This window comes from Acuticoccus kalidii (assembly GCF_021556395.1).
Lineage (GTDB): Bacteria > Pseudomonadota > Alphaproteobacteria > Rhizobiales > Amorphaceae > Acuticoccus > Acuticoccus kalidii.
This window is the reverse complement of sequence record NZ_JAKGCS010000036.1, coordinates 107,245-123,154: the sequence shown is the minus strand read 5'-3', so window position 1 is coordinate 123,154 and position 15,910 is coordinate 107,245. Positions and strand designations below refer to the sequence as shown.

Genomic DNA, 15,910 nt, shown 5'->3' with positions numbered 1-15,910 from the left:
GTGTAGGGGTTTTGCGCGAAGATCTGAACCGCATACGTTGCGCGAAGCAGCCGCGGTCAAGCATTTTCGTTGCGAGGCTGCTTCAACATTTGGAGGGTGGTGCTGTCGGGCACACCCGCATAAAAGTTGTCGATTGCCTCCCGGAAAACCGGGATGTCGGGACCGGCCCTCGAAAAAAGCGTCATCGAGGACCGGAATTTCATGTCGTCCGGGGAGCCGAATAGGCGGTTTGGATCGGTTTCGCCACTCCCCATCGCAGCCTCCGTTGCGACGCGTAGGCGCGGGCCGAGAATCGGGTGGGCGAGATAGGCTTCAGCCTCCGCCAATGACCCGATTCCGTAGCGTTTTGCCGTCGCGCTGCGCCCGAGCTCGCGCAGTTGCGGGAACACATACCAGATCCAATGGCTCTGTTTGCGCCCCGCCCTCAGCTCGGCGCAAGCTTGATCGAAGTCGGCCTCCTGCGCATCGACGAAACGTTGAAGATCGAACGGATCGCTCATCGCCTCCTCCGGCTGCTGCGTGCGACGCGCGTCACCGCGCCCGCTCTTCAAAGCGATCACGCAACCCACGCGCCCCTCACGCATTCCCTATGTGGGTGCGACGATACGATCCGGCGACCCCTCGCCGTCCGAACGCGCTGAATCGGCCGGCACGGCTGGCCCGGATCGCGCCACGCACGACCGACGACAGGATAGGACCGGGAGAATACTGAATGGTTGCGAGCCGCTGGAGGGGCAGCGAGGAGACCTCGCTCGACGACGTGATGGATCGCCTCGCGACCGCCGGACAGACCGACAAGGTTTCCCTGAACGACATTCTCGCCACCTTCAGCGCGCGCTCCACCGGCGTCGTCATCACGATGCTCGGGCTGATCGCGGCGCTTCCGGCGATCGGTGCGGTGCCGGGAATCTCGATGGTCGTCAGCATCATGATCCTCGGCACGATCGTCAACGCGGTGATCGGCGGCGGGACCTTGTGGTTGCCGGACCTCATCGGGAATCTCGGTGTCTCGCGCCGCAATTTCCAGGCCGGCATCAAGCGTGGCCGGCGGATGACGCGGTGGATCGACCACCTTTTGAAACGCCGCCTCACGGTGCTCACCGAGGGACGCCTGCAAAACGCGCTGCTGCTCGGCGCGAGCGGCGTCCTCGCGATCGTGATGTTTCCGCTGGAGTTCGTGCCTTGGGGCGTCACCGCGCCGGCCTTCGGCATCGTCGCCTTCGGCCTCGCGATGATCGCCCATGACGGGCTCTTCGCCCTCATCGGCTATGCCATGGGTCTTGCGACGCTCGGCACCCTCTTCGCGATCTTCTGACCGCATGACGCGCCTCGTCCCTCGGGGCGAGGCGCGTCATGCCGGATCGATCAGCCCTTCAGGACCTTCGACAGGGTCTTGCCGAGCTGCGCGGGGGACGGCGACACCGTGATGCCGGCCGCTTCCATCGCCGCGATCTTGTCCTCGGCGCCGCCTTTGCCGCCGGAGATCACCGCGCCGGCGTGGCCCATCGTGCGCCCCGGAGGCGCCGTGCGACCGGCGATGAAGCCGACCATCGGCTTCTTGCGGCCCTTCTTCGCCTCGTCGGCGAGGAACTGCGCGGCCTCCTCTTCGGCCGAACCACCGATCTCACCGATCATGATGATGGACTGGGTCTCGTCGTCGGCGAGGAACATCTCCAGCATGTCGATGAACTCGGTGCCCTTCACCGGGTCGCCGCCGATGCCGACCGCGGTCGACTGGCCGAGCCCCTCGGCGGAGGTCTGGAACACCGCCTCGTAGGTGAGCGTGCCCGAGCGCGACACGATGCCGACCGAACCGTCGCGGAAGATGGAGCCCGGCATGATGCCGATCTTGCACTCGTTCGGGGTCAGGACGCCGGGGCAGTTCGGGCCGAGAAGCCGGCTCTTGGAGCCTTCGAGCTTCGCCTTCACATTGACCATGTCCATCACCGGGATGCCCTCGGTGATGCAGACGATCAACGGAACCTCGGCCTCGATCGCCTCGATGATCGCGGCGCCGGCACCCGCGGGCGGCACGTAGACGACGCTCGCGGTGGCGCCGGTCGCCTCCTTGGCCTCGCCGACCGTCGTGTAGATCGGCAGCGGTCCGGCATTGCCGTTGGCGCCGGTCCACGTCTCGCCGCCCTTCTTGGGGTGGACGCCGGCGACCATCTGCGTGCCGTGATAGGCGAGCGCCTGCTCGGTATGGAAGGTGCCGGTGCGGCCCGTCAGCCCCTGCACGATGACTTTGGTGTTGCGGTCGACGAGGATGGACATGGAAGGCTCCAGTTGCGGCGGAGGCCGGTCAGCGCGCTGACGGGCCGTTCGGACGGAATGATGTGCCGAGCTCGCTCACGCGAGGGCCCTCTTCGCATAGGGCCACAGTTCGGCGGTCTCGGGAAAACGCTCGGCGCAATACGCGTAGACGGGGCGATAGACGTCGACGGCCGCCTCGACCATCTCCTCGGTCAGAGGCGAGCCGTCACGGCTGACATTCACCCGCTTGGCGTAGTGCATCGGCAAATGCTTGATCGTCAGGAATTCGCGCACGCGCGCGGCGAACGCGTCGTTGAAGAGGTTTTCGTAGAGGCCATAGAGGATCTCGTCCGGCGCGAACACCGTCTCGAGCCGCTCGATGATCTCGTCATAGGCGCCGTTCGCGCGGTGGAACGGGCGCTCCAGCGAGGGCGTGAAGCGCGCGAACGCCTTCTCGGTCGCCTCGGTCGTGTCGAGCATCCGCAGCGCGGAATAATATCGGGTGATCGGATCGCGCATCAGGAAGATGACGCACGGCGCATATCCGGCGCCCTCGACGACATCGCGCATCCGCTGCAACCCCTCCACCGGAAGGAGGGTGTAGAGCGTCGAGAAATCGCCGGTGAAGGCATACTGGCCGAGCCGGCTCGGCGCGAAGATCTTCAGATAATCTTCGTCGTAGACGAACGCGCGGATGATCAGCCCGATCTCTTCGTCGACCTCTTCGAGCTTCTTGGTGCCGGCCGCCCGCTCCGCATAGTCGTTCTTCAGCAGCGAGAGCACGCGGCGGTCGAGAAACTGGCCGCACAGATCACGGCAATAGCGCACGTTGAAGACGTGCAGCTCCTTGTGGAACGGGAAGGCGAAGCGCGGATGCCGGCGGAGCTGGTCGTGCAGCCAGGTCGTGCCGGCCTTCTGCGCGCCGATGCCGAAAATGAAGGTCGGCTTCATCGCACGCCCCCTTTGTCGGGCGCCCGGATCCCCGTCGCCGGCCACGCACGCGCGATCGCGCGCGGCGCCGAAGCGCCACGGGCGATGAACGGGCGTGCGAGGCCGAACGGCACGGTCTGTTACTTTCCGACCGCGGCGACGATCTTCTGCGCCGCGTCGTCGAGATCGTCGGCGGAGGTGATGTCGAGGCCGGAATCGTTGAGGATGGCCTTGCCCTGCTCGACGTTGGTGCCCTCGAGGCGCACCACCAGCGGCACCTTGAGGCCGACTTCCTTCACCGCCGCGACGACGCCCTCTGCGATCACGTCACAGCGCATGATGCCGCCGAAGATGTTGACGAGGATGCCCTCGACGTTCGGATCCGCGGTGATGATCTTGAACGCCGCCGTCACCTTCTCCTTCGACGCGCCGCCGCCGACATCGAGGAAGTTCGCGGGCTCGGCGCCGTAGAGCTTGATGATGTCCATCGTCGCCATCGCGAGGCCGGCGCCGTTCACCATGCAGCCGATATTGCCGTCGAGCGCGACATAAGCGAGGTCGTATTTCGACGCCTCGATCTCCTTGGCGTCCTCTTCGGTGAGGTCGCGCAGCTCGACGACATCAGCATGGCGGAAGAGCGCGTTGCCGTCGAACGAGACCTTGGCGTCGAGGACGCGCAGGTGGCCGTTCTCCATCACGATCAGCGGGTTCACCTCGAGGAGGCTCATGTCCTTCTCGGTGAACGCCTTGTAGAGCTGGCGCGCGAGGGTCGCCATCTCGCCCTTGGCCGGCTCTTCGAGCAGCAGCGCCTGCTGCAGCTTGGCAACGTCGGCGTCGGTCACGCCGGCCACCGGATCGATCGGCACGGTGACGATCTTGTCCGGCGTCTCTTCGGCGACGGCCTCGATGTCCATGCCGCCTTCGGTCGACACGACGAAGGCGACCTCGCCGACCGTGCGGTCGATCAGGAGCGAGAGATAGAGTTCACGCGCAATGTCCGCGCCGTCTTCGATATAGAGGCGGTTGACCACCTTGCCGGCCGGACCCGTCTGCTTGGTGACGAGCGTGTTGCCGAGCATTTCCTTCGCGAAGGCCTCGACCTCTTCGATGCTCTTGGCGAGGCGCACGCCGCCTTTGGAGTCCGGGCCGAGTTCCTTGAACTTGCCCTTGCCGCGCCCGCCGGCGTGGATCTGGCTCTTCACCACGTAGAGCGGTCCGGGCAGCTGCTTGGCCGCGGCGCCCGCCTCGGCGGCCGACGTGATGGCGACGCCCTTCGCCACCGGCACGCCGAACCCGCTCAGAAGCTGTTTGGCCTGGTATTCATGGATGTTCATGGTGGCTCCCGCAGATCATGGATGTGGCCGACGCCTCACCGAACGACACCCTCGCCACATGGCGGAAGGGATGGCTCGAGCAAGGGCTTTGAAAAGGAAAGACGACGCCGGGCCGGGGTTCGGTCAGACGTCGTCGGATCGGATTTGGAACACACCGGCCGGTCGGCCGATGTTCGCATGGGCGGCCCGCTGGAGCGTGACCCACGCTCAACATTGGGCCAGCACCTCGTCGATGGCGTTGGCGGAGCCGGACAGCGACAAGGTGAACGCGTCGCCGTCACGCCGGGGTGGTGAGAAATCGTAGGTGAGTGCCGAGCCGCGGCGCAGCGCGTCGATGAGGGGATCTTCGCGACTCACGTGGCTCGCCGCCTGCCAGTAGCCCTCGCGCTCGGTCACGTCCATGCTGGCCGGCCGCGTGTACGCCTCGCCGTCGACGTCGTAACGGACGTTCGGTCGTTCATCGAGTGCGGTTTCGGAAAAGAGGGCCGGACGGAGCACCAGATTGCCTGGCCCGTCACAGATCACCTCGAAGCCGACGGCGTCCATTTGGGGGATCCCCCATTGGGCGACGGGGCCATCGAGCCCCGCCTTCACATACCAACTGGGCCCCTCTGCCCGGACGGAGGTCGTCACGAGCGTAGCAGCCACCAGCAATGCCAGCCTATGCAAGGCTCGCATCGATATTGCGGCACGCTTCGAGCAGGCCGCGCACCGCGTTGACCGAGGTGTCGAAATTGTCCTTCTCGGAGCCCTGGAGTTCGACTTCGACCACCCGCTCCACGCCACCGGCACCGATCACCACCGGCACGCCGACATAGAGATCGTTGATCCCGAACTGGCCGGACAGGTGAGCCGCGGCCGGGAGGACGCGCTTCTTGTCCTTCAGATAGGCCTCGGCCATCTGGATCGCCGCCGCGGCGGGGGCGTAGAAGGCCGACCCGGTCTTCAGGAGGCCGACGATCTCGGCGCCGCCGTCACGGGTGCGCTGGACGATCGCATCGAGGCGCTCCTGCGTGGTCCAACCCATCTTCACGAGGTCGGGCAGCGGAACGCCGGCGACCGTCGAATAACGGGTCAGCGGCACCATGGTGTCGCCATGGCCGCCGAGCACGAAGGCGCTGACGTCCTCGACCGAGACATTGAATTCCTGAGCGAGGAAGGTGCGGAAGCGCGCCGAATCGAGAACGCCGGCCATACCGACGACCATGTTCTCCGGCAGGCCCGAGAATTTCTGCAACGCCCAGACCATCGCGTCGAGCGGGTTGGTGATGCAGATCACGAACGCGTTCGGGGCGTGGGTCTTGATGCCCTCGCCCACCTGGCTCATGACCTTGAGGTTGATGCCGAGCAGGTCATCCCGGCTCATGCCGGGCTTGCGCGGCACGCCGGCCGTCACGATGACGACGTCGGCGCCGGCGATCCCGGCATAGTCATTGGTCCCGGACAGCGCGGAGTCGAAGCCATCGATCGGCGACGACTGCATGATGTCGAGCGCTTTGCCTTGCGGCGTGCCCTCGGCGATGTCGAACATCACGACATCGCCCAGTTCCTTGAGGCCGGCGAGATGGGCGAGCGTGCCCCCGATCTGGCCCGATCCGATGAGGGCGATCTTTGAGCGTGACATGAGCATTCCAAAAGCATGTTGAGTGCGGCGATTGCGGCCTAGCGCGTTCGTCCGCGCCGTTCAAGCCGCATTCGCAAGGCCAGATCAAGTGAGCGGCGTCGTTTCCGCATCGTGAAGGTAGCTCGCCGAGCGCATCTCATAGAGTCGCGAGGCCGTCCGGGCGAAGGCGAACGCCTCCTCCCGCGCCCCACCCTCACCCGGCTGAAACAGCCCGTCGGGCTCGGCCGCGGCGGTCACGACGAGGCGAACCTTCTGATCATAAAGGACATCGATGAGGACGATGAAGCGCCGCACCGTCTCGCGCTGGGCCGGCGTCATGACCGGGCAACCCTCGAGAAAGATCGTATGGAAGCGCTTGGCGAGCGCGAGGAAATCCACCGCCGCGAGCGGCGCCTCGCACAATTCAGCGAACGAGAATCGCGCGACCCCGCCGGCCGCGCGGCGCACATGGACCTTGCGCGACTTCACCGGCACCTCGGTGGGCTTGGCCTCGCGATCGCCGAGCAGCGCGCGCCAAAGCCGCTCGAAGCCGACATCGCCGGGCTGGAACCAGACGCGGTGGTCCTCCAGCCGGTCGAGCCGATAATCGCGCGGCGTGTCGAGGCGGACGACCTCGACGTGCTGGTCGAGAAGGCGGATGAACGGCACGAAGAGCTGCCGGTTGAGCCCGCCATCATAAAGGTCGTTCGGCGCGACATTCGACGTCGCGACGAGCGTGACGCCCTTCTCGAAAATCCGGGCGAACAGACGCGACAGGATCATCGCGTCGGCAATGTCGGTGACGGCGAACTCGTCGAAGCAGAGGACGCGCGCCTCGTCGGCGATCTCCTCGGCACAGGCGAGCACGGCATCGTCCGACGTCTCGCTCCTCAAACGGGCGATGCGATTGTGCGCGTCGGCCATGAAGTCGTTGAAGTGGACGCGCCGCTTCGCCTCGATGGGGACCGCTTGATAAAAGAGGTCCATCAGCATCGTCTTGCCGCGGCCGACCGAGCCCCAGACATAAAGGCCGCGCACCGCCTTGGCCTTGCGCCGGCGCAGGAAGCGGGTGAGCCGGCCGGCGGCCTCCTCGCGCAGATCGTCGACGACGGAATCGAGCCGGTGCGCGATGGCCACTTGCGCCGCATCGCGCTTCATTTCGTCATGGCGCACCAGGCTCTCATAGCGGGCGATGACCGTCGTCGGGCGGGCATCAGCCATGCGCGTATCCGGGGGCTGGCGCGAAGCGGGCGGCGGCAGCGGAGAATGGAACGGTCATCGGTCCTCATCGCGGTTTTCGACGCGGATAGCGCCTGACGCGGCCTCTGTCACGTCGACCGACGGCTTGAAAGCATCGCGTCCTCGCTCTACCAGACCGTTCTGAACGCGGAGAACGCCATGGCGGACTACGAGACCATTTTGACGGAGCGCGACGGCGCGGTCGGCATCGTGACGCTCAACCGTCCGAAGGCGCTCAACGCGCTCAACGCGCAGCTCGTCGACGAAACGGTCGAGGCGCTGCGCGCGTTCGACGCCGATCCCGCGATCGGCTGCATGATCCTCACCGGCTCGGAGCGCGCCTTCGCCGCCGGGGCCGACATCAAAGAAATGGCGTCGCTGTCCTTCACCGACGCCTATATGAATGACTTCATTTCGAGCTGGGACCGCATCGGAACGATGCGCAAGCCGCTGATTGCGGCGGTTTCGGGCTTCGCGCTCGGCGGGGGTTGCGAGGTCGCCATGATGTGCGATCTCATCATCGCCGCCGACAGCGCCAAGTTCGGCCAGCCCGAGATCAATCTCGGCGTCATGCCGGGCGCGGGGGGCACGCAGCGCCTCACCCGCGCGATCGGCAAGGCGAAGGCGATGGACCTGATCCTCACCGGCCGGATGATGGATGCGGACGAAGCGGAACGCTCCGGGCTCGTCGCCCGCGTCGTCCCGGCCGCATCCCTGATGGACGAGGCCAAGGCCGTCGCCACGGCGATCGCGGAAAAATCGCATCCTTCGCTCGTCGCCGCCAAGGAAAGCGTCAACCGCGCCTTCGAGGGTTCGCTCGCCGAAGGCGTCAAATTCGAACGCCGCCTGTTCCATGCCCTGTTCGCGACCGACGATCAAAAAGAGGGCATGGCCGCCTTCGCAGAAAAGCGGAAAGCGGCCTTTAAGAACCGATAAGACTTGACCATTTGTCGAGGACAAGCTAGGCGCGCGGGTCAATCCTTTGGTCGGAACGTGTGCCGACCGCTCAACGGAAGAGTAGATGGCTAATACCAAGTCCGCCCAAAAGATGGTCCGCAAGCTGAAGAAGCGGACCGACATCAACACCGCGCGCCGTTCGCGCATGCGCACCTTCGTGCGCAAGGTCGAAGAGGCGATCCTGTCCGGCGACAAGACCGCCGCGCAGTCCGCATTGAAGACCGCGCAGCCGGAAATCATGCGTGCGGCGACGAAGGGCATCCTTCACAAGAACACCGCCTCGCGGAAGATGTCCCGCCTCGCGCAGCGCGTGAAGGCCCTCGCCTGACACGACGCCCGTCGACGCCGGCATGCTGGCGCCGACCGTCAACGCTAGGCGGGCCGCGACCGATTGTGTTGCGCCCGCCCCGCCACCCTCTCGCTCCGGCGGCCATTCGGCCATGTTCCCGAGTTGACGAAGTGGCGCACCGAGCCGTCGTTTTTTCGACTTGTCGAATGCGACGTGGCTCCTATCTCCCCGACTGACATCGAGACGACAGGCAAGATCGCGCCCGGCGCGTTCGCATGCTTGGCCTAGCGGAACGGTCGAAACCGTTCGGGGAGACGCCGGCGTTTGTGGTGTTCGCGGCTGCCTCAATGCGCTGCGAAATGGAATGGCCCGATTCGCTTTTCCACGCTGTCCTGGGATTTACCCATCCCTGTGGACGATACAGGGCACTTGATTCTGCGCGAAATGCACTTTTCGCCGCGATCGGCTAGAAAATTGTCAGCAATATCAACATGTTACCTAAGGTTGCATTTGTTAGCCGGCTTTTATGTAGGTTATGTGAAAGTCAAGTGAATTTTTTCAGGGCGCTTACCGCACTTTCTGCGCACCTTACCGGATCATGAACGAACTACCTGCATTGCAAGGTGTTTTTTAATTCGTTTACCGCAAAACGCCACAGGAATTGCGGCATTTTCGAAGACTGACGTTAATGTCAACCCACCATTTGGACTTGCTCCCAACGCCGCCGCGTGGTTCATTCACTCCACCGACGGGGCAGCCCGATGCCTCCAGGAATAAATGGCTCGGCCACCATGAAGGGCTGAGTGAAGTTCTGAAGAGGGTTTAAACCATGACCTTGATTGCACGTACTGATTGCGAGACGCAGTCATGCATCATGGTCATGATGGTGACCTAGCGTTCACGAGCCCGACGGCTTAAACACCCGATCACCTTAGCCATTTCGTCCAAGGTCGCCGGACATTGAATTGTCCGAATGAGGAAGCTTTGTCGATGTCCACAACCTCGGACACCCCCGTCTCCGATGCCACCCCTGGCGAGACCTATGCCGCGCTGAAGTCCGATCCGCGCGCACGGCTCGTCGATGTGCGGACTCGCGCCGAGTGGACTTATGTCGGCCTGCCCGATCTCTCCGAGACCGAATCCGACCCGGTGCTCATCGAGTGGCAGACCTTTCCGACGATGGACGTGCAACCCCAATTCGGCGCCGCGCTGAGCGAGACCTGTCCCGACCGGTCCGCTCCGCTCTATTTCCTTTGCCGCAGCGGCGTGCGCAGTTTGGCTGCGGCAAAACTTGCTAATTCAATGGGTTATGAACGGTGCTACAACATCCAAGACGGCTTCGAAGGGCCGCCGGACGGTAACGGGCATCGCGGACAGCGCGCCGGTTGGAAGGCGTCGAACCTTCCTTGGCGGCAATCCTAACGAATACTGCGCGTAATCAGTAGAACAGACGAGATCCCCCCGGCGCACCCGGTCGCCGGACCGGTGAGGTGTGTCCGTGTGACCGGGACAAAGCCGAGCCCTACGCTTAGGGATTAGAAAGGAGATTGTGAGGAATGACAGCCCTAGTGCCTTCGACATTCAGCGAAGACGAGGCTGATGCGGGTCGTGCCTTTTGGCAGCGCATTCAGGCCGAACTGCGGGCGGCCCACGGCGAGGACATCTATACGTCGTGGTTTGAGCGGATCGAGTTCGAGGGCCTTGCCGGGACCGTCGTCGTGCTGTCGACGCCGACGCCGTTCATCCGGCATTGGACGCAAAACAATTACGGACCCGAGATTCTCCAGCGGTTCCGGAAGCTGGACTCCAGCCTGACCGAGGTCCGGTTCAAGGTGCGTGGCGCGCTGCGTCCGAAGGCCGCGCAGCAGCCCGGCGCGACCGCACCGAACCGCGCGGGCCCCGCTCCGCAGGCGAGCCCCGCCCCGCATCGCCAGGCCGACACGCCGGTTCCGACCAGCTCCAATCTCTCCGGCGGTCTCGAAGGCTCCCCTCTCGAAACGCGGTACACCTTCCATAATCTCGTGGAGGGCCCCTCCAACGCACTCGCCGTCGCGGCCGCGAAGAAGGTGGCCGACGCGCAGCCCGGCGATCGCGTTCCTTATAATCCGCTGTTCATCTCCGCAGCGGTGGGTCTCGGCAAGACACATCTCCTTCAAGCCATCGCGAATTCGGTGCGCACGGCAAATCCGCATCGCCGTGTTCTTTACCTCACCGCCGAATACTTCATGTATCGGTTCGTCCAGGCGATCCGGAACAAGAGCACGCTCTCCTTCAAGGACGTCCTGCGCGAAATCGACATTCTGATCATCGATGACCTGCAATTCCTCAACGGCACCAAGGTGCACGAGGAGTTCGGCCACACCCTCACCACGCTCGTCGACTCGCAGCGGCAGGTGGTGATCGCGGCCGACCGCGCGCCCAACGATCTCGACGGCCTCGAGCCGCGGGTTCGCTCGCGCCTCGGCGGTGGCCTCCTCGTCGAACTCGACGTGCCGGATTATTCGATGCGCCGCCACATCCTCGAGCACCGCATCGCGGCGCAGAAGGAGATCTTCGACCAGCTCGTTTTCCCGGACGAGGTCGTTGACTTCGTTGCCCGATCGGTCACGACCAACGGTCGCGACCTGGACGGCGCGGTGAACCGCCTCGTGGCGCACAACCAGCTCACCTCGACGCCGATCGACCTCAAGATGGCCGAGATCGCGCTGCGCGACCTGTTGAAGGCCCGCGAAACGCGCCGCCCGAAGATCGAGGACATCCAGCGCGTGACCTCGCAGCATTTCGGTGTCTCGCGTCAGGATCTCGTGTCGGCCCGCCGGACCCGCGTCATCGTTCGCCCACGCCAGATTGCGATGTATCTGTCGAAGACGCTGACCCCGCGTTCGCTCCCGGAAATCGGCCGCCGATTCGGAAATCGCGATCACACCACGGTTCTCCACGCCGTCCGTAAGGTCGAGGAGATGATCGACCGCGATCCCCAAGTCGCGGAGGATATTGAGACTCTGAAGCGCCTCCTCGATCAGTAGGACCGAAAGGCGTCCAGGACGCACGAGCCGGGCTTGCATGCCCGGCTCTTTCTTGTTCAACGTAAGCGCCCAGCGGAGAGCCTCCGCGCCTTTTCCGACGGAATTGTTATGCGTGCGACCCTCGAACGGGCCCATCTGTTGAAGCCGCTCAGCCATGTCCAGCGTGTGGTCGAGCGGCGCAATACGATCCCGATCCTCTCGAACGTCCTCATCAAGGCGGACGGCGCTCAGCTCACGCTGAAGGCGACCGACCTCGATCTCGAACTGGTCGAGACGGTCGAGGCGGCGGTCGACCAGCCGGGCACCATCACCGTGCCCGCCCATATGCTGCACGACATCGTGCGCAAGATTCCCGAAGGCGCCCGCATCTCGCTCGACACCAATGCCGACGGGTCGACGATGACACTGTCGGCAGGCCGCTCGCGCTTTGCCCTCCAGATGCTGCCCGAGAGCGACTATCCGGACATCACGGCCGGCGAGTTCACGCACCGCTTCAAGCTCGCCGCCGGCGATCTCAAGTGGCTGATCGACCGCACGCAGTTCGCGATCTCCACCGAAGAGACGCGCTATTATCTGAACGGCATCTATTTCCACTCGATCGACGTCGACGGCATCAAGATGCTGCGCGCCGTCGCGACCGACGGTCACCGCCTCGCCCAGGCCCAGATGCCCGCCCCCGAAGGCGCGATCGGCATGCCCGGCATCATCGTTCCGCGCAAAACCGTCGGCGAACTCCAGCGCCTGCTCGACGATCCTGACGGTGAAATCGCGGTCGAGCTGTCCGACACGAAAATCCGCGTCACCTTCGGCAGCGTCGTCCTCACCTCCAAGCTGATCGACGGCACCTTCCCCGATTATGACCGCGTGATCCCGAAGAACAACACCAAGATCATGCAGGTCGACCGGGTGGATTTCGCCTCCGCCGTCGACCGCGTGTCGACCGTCTCGTCGGAGCGCGGCCGCGCAGTGAAGCTCTCGCTCGCGGACGGCACGCTCACCCTGTCGGTGGTGAACCCGGACTCCGGCTCGGCGACCGACGAGCTCGTCGTCGACTTCGATTCCGAGCCGATCGATATCGGCTTCAACTCCAAATATCTTCTCGACATCACGGGTCAGCTCGGTTCCGAGAACGCGACCTTCGCACTCGCCGACCCCGGCTCGCCGACCTTGATCCATGACGGGGACGCGGCGAAGACGCTCTATGTCCTGATGCCGATGCGCGTGTGATGCGACGCTCGTGGCCGACCCGGCACGCGCCGTCCGCCTGAAGCGGCTGGCGCTCACGAATTTCCGCAACTACGAGGCCGCGCGGTTCGAGGCCGAGGCGGGACACGTCGTGTTCACCGGCCCCAACGGCGCCGGCAAGACGAACATCCTCGAGGCGATCTCCCTCCTCTCCCCTGGCCGGGGCCTGCGCCGCGCGACCTATGGCCAGATGGCCCGCAAAGGCGGGGACGGCGGCTGGACGGTCAATGCCCGCGTCGAGAAGGACGGTGACGAGACCACCATCGGCACCGGCCTCGCCGCCTACGCGACCAGCCGCCAGGTGCGCATCAATGGCGAAGACGCCAAGGTCGACGATCTCACCGATCGCCTCCGCGTCCTTTGGCTGACGCCGGCGATGGACGGTCTCTTCACCGGCGGAACCTCGGACCGGCGCCGCTTCATCGACCGGCTCGCCCTCGCCCTCTATCCCGGACATGGCCGCCGCTCCAACGCGTTCGACCGCGCGATGCGTCAGCGCAATCGCATGTTCGAGGACGGCGTGTCGGATCCCAAATGGTTCGCCGCCGTCGAGCGCGAGATGGCCGAGCATGGCGCCGCGATCGGCCGGGCGCGGCTCGAACTCGTCGCCAAGCTGAACGTTGCGCAGATGAACCGCGTCGAGAATGGCGGCGCCGACTTTCCGCGCGCCATCGTCTCCGTCGTCGGCGAGATCGGTGAGCATGACGAGGTGCTCTACGCCCTCACCCTCTCGGAAAACCGCCAGAAGGATCGCGCCGCCGGCCGGGCGCTCATCGGTCCGCATCGCGCCGATCTCGACGTCACCCATGTCGAGAAGAGCATGCCCGCCGCCCTCGCCTCGACCGGCGAGCAGAAGGCGCTGTTGATCGGCATCGTGCTCGGCCATGCGGCGCTCGTTGCCCGCACGACCGGCGAGGCGCCCGTCCTCCTCCTCGACGAGGTCGCGGCCCATCTCGATCCCGGCCGCCGCGCCGCCCTCTACGACACGCTCGACGGTCTCGGCGCGCAGACCTTCATGACGGGCACGGATCCGTCCCTCTTCACCGCCCTCGGCGACCGGGCCGACCGCTTCCATGTCGAGGCCGGCGTGATCGCTCCCGCAGGCGAGACGGGTTAGGCGGGCGGACCGCCCTGCACCGCCATCCGCCGGATCGCGCAGCGGCGCACGCGGCCTGACGGCATCTTCTCGGCGCGCTATGGTTGCCATACGCGGCGGGAAGGGCTATATCGCGCGCTCGCACTAAGAAGGTCGCCCGGCCTATTCCGGCTTCGTGCCGGATCGCACGGGCATGCCGCGGCGACCGCCTGACGAACCGGAGATTGAAATGCCCAAGATGAAGACCAAATCGGGCGCCAAAAAGCGCTTCAAGATCACCGCCAAAGGTCGGGTCAAGGTCGCCCAGGCTGGCAAGCGGCACGGCATGATCAAGCGGACGACGAAGTTCATCCGCCAAGCCCGCGGCACGACGGTCTTGTCCAAGCAGGACGAGAAGATCGTCAAGTCGTTCATGCCCTACGCCTGAGCCTGAAGGAGAGCTGACAGATGTCTCGCGTTAAACGCGGCGTCACCGCCCACGCCAAGCACAAGAAGGTTCTGAAGCAGGCCAAAGGCTATTATGGCCGCCGCAAGAACACGATCCGCGTCGCCAAGCAGGCCGTCGAGAAGGCGAACCAGTACGCCTATCGCGACCGCAAGGTGAAGAAGCGCAATTTCCGTGCGCTCTGGATCCAGCGGATCAACGCCGGCGTTCGCCCGCTCGGCCTCACCTACGCCCGCCTGATCGACGGCCTCAACAAGGCCGGCATCGAGGTCGACCGTAAGGTGCTCGCCGACCTCGCGATCCACGAGCCCGCGGCCTTCGCGGCGATCGTGGAGCAGGCCCGCGCCGCCCTCCCCGCCGAGCTTCAGGGCACGGCTGCCGCGTAATCGCGGCTTCTGCGAATTGCGAAAAGGCGGGTGCCGCGCGGCCCCGCCTTTTTTATTGCCTTCCGGACAGAGTGAGCCACGCCCGGCTTGACGCTGCCGAAGCGCGCCGGACCGGACCTTTCCCGCGGATCGTCGCTCTCGTAGAATTGGGTGTTGCGTAAGTGGCCGTCGGGCCGGCCACCTTCGCCTTAGCCGATGTGAGGGAACGTGTCGCCAGACGCCGCCGCCAGGCGCGCCGGGGCCGTGTGCGGTGCCCGGCGCCCAACGCGCTGCGGCCGATCAGGCCGCTTGGCGCGCCTTTGCGGGCTTCCAGGTGGTGCGGAACACCGAATCCCAGATCGTGGTCGTCACGCCGAAATTCGCCGTCTCGTCCCGATGGTGGTGGATCGCGTGGTGCCGCTTCAGCCGCGCCGCCCAGGCGTTGCGCATCGGCAGATGATGGCAGGCGACGTGCACGTATTCGTAGGCCTGATAGCCGAGCAGCACGCCGGCATTCAGCGCCAGCGTCACCGGCAGCGGCACGCCGATCACCCACATGAAGGCCGTATAGACCACCGACAGATACACGGTGATCTTGAGCTGCAGCATGATGTTCATGCGCTCCTTCATCGGATCGTTGTGGTGCGACCGATGCGAGGGAAAGCACTTGCGGATCAATTTATAGTGCTTCTTCTCCGGCTCCCAGTGCAGCATCCAGCGGTGCAGGATGTACTCGAGGAAGGTCCAGTAGAAGAGGCCGAGCGCGACCACGCCGAGTACCATCAGCGGCGAGCCGCTCCAGATCAGGGCGACGAGGGCGTAGAGCAGCGCGAGCGAGGTCGAGACGATGATGATGTCACGCAAACCAGACATGCCGATGATGCTGATCGGCGTCGGGGGCTTGCTTCCCGCAGCGGCGACATCCGGCTCGAACGCGGTGGCATCACTCGTCATCGCTCACTCCATCGACAGGGCGCCCGGCTGAGCTGTCAGGCATCGTCGCGTCCACACGGCGGTGCACGTTTATTTGGCCCTCGAGTTCTCTCTTATTGTAGAAAGCCGATCGAACTGCAACCTACCTCGCTTGGCCTGTAGCGCTTTCGCCACGGCTGGTGCATCAAACGGCCG

Annotated in this window: 17 protein-coding genes; 9 read left to right on the top strand and 8 right to left on the bottom strand. The window is 64.9% G+C overall.

What is annotated here, in order from left to right:
* Positions 1 to 56: 56 nt before the first annotated feature.
* Complete coding sequence (locus L1787_RS21560) at positions 57 to 500, bottom strand: DUF1810 domain-containing protein (RefSeq protein ID WP_235711178.1); 444 nt, start codon at positions 498 to 500, stop codon at positions 57 to 59.
* A 212-nt stretch (positions 501 to 712) separates the two neighbouring features.
* On the opposite strand from L1787_RS21560, the gene L1787_RS21555 reads away from it, so the two are divergent.
* Positions 713 to 1,315, top strand: a complete 603-nt coding sequence (locus L1787_RS21555; protein WP_235711177.1) for an exopolysaccharide biosynthesis protein — start codon at positions 713 to 715, stop codon at positions 1,313 to 1,315.
* Positions 1,316 to 1,365: 50 nt separating this feature from the next.
* Here the strand turns inward: L1787_RS21555 and sucD are convergent, their stop codons facing one another.
* From sucD to zapE, 6 genes are all read right to left on the bottom strand, one after another.
* Positions 1,366 to 2,274: a succinate--CoA ligase subunit alpha gene (sucD, locus tag L1787_RS21550; protein WP_235711176.1), complete on the bottom strand. Its 909-nt coding sequence runs from the start codon at positions 2,272 to 2,274 to the stop codon at positions 1,366 to 1,368.
* Between the two features lie 75 nt (positions 2,275 to 2,349).
* Entirely contained in the window at positions 2,350 to 3,204 is an 855-nt protein-coding gene (locus tag L1787_RS21545; protein ID WP_235711175.1) for a sulfotransferase, read from the bottom strand.
* 119 nt (positions 3,205 to 3,323) lie between these two features.
* Positions 3,324 to 4,517, bottom strand: a complete 1,194-nt coding sequence (sucC, locus tag L1787_RS21540; RefSeq protein WP_235711174.1) for an ADP-forming succinate--CoA ligase subunit beta — start codon at positions 4,515 to 4,517, stop codon at positions 3,324 to 3,326.
* A gap of 207 nt (positions 4,518 to 4,724) precedes the next feature.
* Positions 4,725 to 5,063, bottom strand: a complete 339-nt coding sequence (locus L1787_RS21535; protein ID WP_235711173.1) for an invasion associated locus B family protein — start codon at positions 5,061 to 5,063, stop codon at positions 4,725 to 4,727.
* Between the two features lie 115 nt (positions 5,064 to 5,178).
* Positions 5,179 to 6,141, bottom strand: a complete 963-nt coding sequence (mdh, locus tag L1787_RS21530; RefSeq protein ID WP_235711172.1) for a malate dehydrogenase — start codon at positions 6,139 to 6,141, stop codon at positions 5,179 to 5,181.
* Positions 6,142 to 6,225: 84 nt separating this feature from the next.
* Positions 6,226 to 7,341, bottom strand: coding sequence for a cell division protein ZapE (gene zapE / locus L1787_RS21525; RefSeq protein WP_235711171.1), 1,116 nt, complete (start codon positions 7,339 to 7,341; stop codon positions 6,226 to 6,228).
* Between the two features lie 177 nt (positions 7,342 to 7,518).
* On the opposite strand from zapE, the gene L1787_RS21520 reads away from it, so the two are divergent.
* The 8 genes from L1787_RS21520 to rplT all read left to right on the top strand — a co-directional run bounded on the left by L1787_RS21520 (position 7,519) and on the right by rplT (position 14,803).
* Positions 7,519 to 8,295, top strand: coding sequence for an enoyl-CoA hydratase (locus L1787_RS21520; RefSeq protein ID WP_235711170.1), 777 nt, complete (start codon positions 7,519 to 7,521; stop codon positions 8,293 to 8,295).
* 85 nt (positions 8,296 to 8,380) lie between these two features.
* Positions 8,381 to 8,644 carry a 30S ribosomal protein S20 gene (gene rpsT, locus L1787_RS21515; RefSeq protein ID WP_235711169.1) on the top strand — a complete coding sequence of 88 codons (264 nt, stop codon included), beginning with the start codon at positions 8,381 to 8,383 and terminating at the stop codon, positions 8,642 to 8,644.
* A gap of 951 nt (positions 8,645 to 9,595) precedes the next feature.
* Positions 9,596 to 10,027 carry a rhodanese-like domain-containing protein gene (locus L1787_RS21510; protein WP_235711168.1) on the top strand — a complete coding sequence of 144 codons (432 nt, stop codon included), beginning with the start codon at positions 9,596 to 9,598 and terminating at the stop codon, positions 10,025 to 10,027.
* Positions 10,028 to 10,161: 134 nt separating this feature from the next.
* Positions 10,162 to 11,631 (top strand): chromosomal replication initiator protein DnaA, encoded by a 1,470-nt coding sequence (gene dnaA, locus L1787_RS21505; protein ID WP_235711167.1) that lies wholly within the window; start codon positions 10,162 to 10,164, stop codon positions 11,629 to 11,631.
* Between the two features lie 108 nt (positions 11,632 to 11,739).
* Entirely contained in the window at positions 11,740 to 12,858 is a 1,119-nt protein-coding gene (gene dnaN / locus L1787_RS21500) for a DNA polymerase III subunit beta (RefSeq protein ID WP_235711166.1), read from the top strand.
* Positions 12,859 to 12,868: 10 nt separating this feature from the next.
* A complete protein-coding gene (gene recF, locus L1787_RS21495; protein WP_235711165.1) occupies positions 12,869 to 13,993 on the top strand; it encodes a DNA replication/repair protein RecF in 1,125 nt (374 codons plus the stop codon).
* Between the two features lie 208 nt (positions 13,994 to 14,201).
* Entirely contained in the window at positions 14,202 to 14,399 is a 198-nt protein-coding gene (rpmI, locus tag L1787_RS21490; protein WP_235711164.1) for a 50S ribosomal protein L35, read from the top strand.
* A 20-nt stretch (positions 14,400 to 14,419) separates the two neighbouring features.
* Positions 14,420 to 14,803 carry a 50S ribosomal protein L20 gene (gene rplT / locus L1787_RS21485; protein WP_235711163.1) on the top strand — a complete coding sequence of 128 codons (384 nt, stop codon included), beginning with the start codon at positions 14,420 to 14,422 and terminating at the stop codon, positions 14,801 to 14,803.
* 279 nt (positions 14,804 to 15,082) lie between these two features.
* Here rplT and L1787_RS21480 read toward each other — a convergent pair whose 3' ends face one another.
* On the bottom strand, positions 15,083 to 15,736 hold the full coding sequence (locus L1787_RS21480; protein WP_235711162.1) for a sterol desaturase family protein: 654 nt from the start codon (positions 15,734 to 15,736) through the stop codon (positions 15,083 to 15,085).
* Between the last annotated feature and the right edge of the window lie 174 nt (positions 15,737 to 15,910).

Excerpts from the sequence above, each read along its gene's own strand:
- L1787_RS21510 (WP_235711168.1), top strand. The coding sequence starts at position 9,596 with ATGTCCACAACCTCGGACACCCCCGTCTCCGATGCCACCCCTGGCGAG.
- L1787_RS21520 (WP_235711170.1), top strand. The coding sequence starts at position 7,519 with ATGGCGGACTACGAGACCATTTTGACGGAGCGCGACGGCGCGGTCGGC.
- rpsT (WP_235711169.1), top strand. The coding sequence starts at position 8,381 with ATGGCTAATACCAAGTCCGCCCAAAAGATGGTCCGCAAGCTGAAGAAG.
- L1787_RS21535 (WP_235711173.1), bottom strand. The coding sequence starts at position 5,063 with ATGGACGCCGTCGGCTTCGAGGTGATCTGTGACGGGCCAGGCAATCTG.
- L1787_RS21480 (WP_235711162.1), bottom strand. The coding sequence starts at position 15,736 with ATGACGAGTGATGCCACCGCGTTCGAGCCGGATGTCGCCGCTGCGGGA.
- L1787_RS21555 (WP_235711177.1), top strand. The coding sequence starts at position 713 with ATGGTTGCGAGCCGCTGGAGGGGCAGCGAGGAGACCTCGCTCGACGAC.
- sucD (WP_235711176.1), bottom strand. The coding sequence starts at position 2,274 with ATGTCCATCCTCGTCGACCGCAACACCAAAGTCATCGTGCAGGGGCTG.
- dnaA (WP_235711167.1), top strand. The coding sequence starts at position 10,162 with ATGACAGCCCTAGTGCCTTCGACATTCAGCGAAGACGAGGCTGATGCG.
- mdh (WP_235711172.1), bottom strand. The coding sequence starts at position 6,141 with ATGTCACGCTCAAAGATCGCCCTCATCGGATCGGGCCAGATCGGGGGC.
- L1787_RS21560 (WP_235711178.1), bottom strand. The coding sequence starts at position 500 with ATGAGCGATCCGTTCGATCTTCAACGTTTCGTCGATGCGCAGGAGGCC.
- L1787_RS21545 (WP_235711175.1), bottom strand. The coding sequence starts at position 3,204 with ATGAAGCCGACCTTCATTTTCGGCATCGGCGCGCAGAAGGCCGGCACG.
- rpmI (WP_235711164.1), top strand. The coding sequence starts at position 14,202 with ATGCCCAAGATGAAGACCAAATCGGGCGCCAAAAAGCGCTTCAAGATC.
- rplT (WP_235711163.1), top strand. The coding sequence starts at position 14,420 with ATGTCTCGCGTTAAACGCGGCGTCACCGCCCACGCCAAGCACAAGAAG.
- sucC (WP_235711174.1), bottom strand. The coding sequence starts at position 4,517 with ATGAACATCCATGAATACCAGGCCAAACAGCTTCTGAGCGGGTTCGGC.
- dnaN (WP_235711166.1), top strand. The coding sequence starts at position 11,740 with ATGCGTGCGACCCTCGAACGGGCCCATCTGTTGAAGCCGCTCAGCCAT.
- zapE (WP_235711171.1), bottom strand. The coding sequence starts at position 7,341 with ATGGCTGATGCCCGCCCGACGACGGTCATCGCCCGCTATGAGAGCCTG.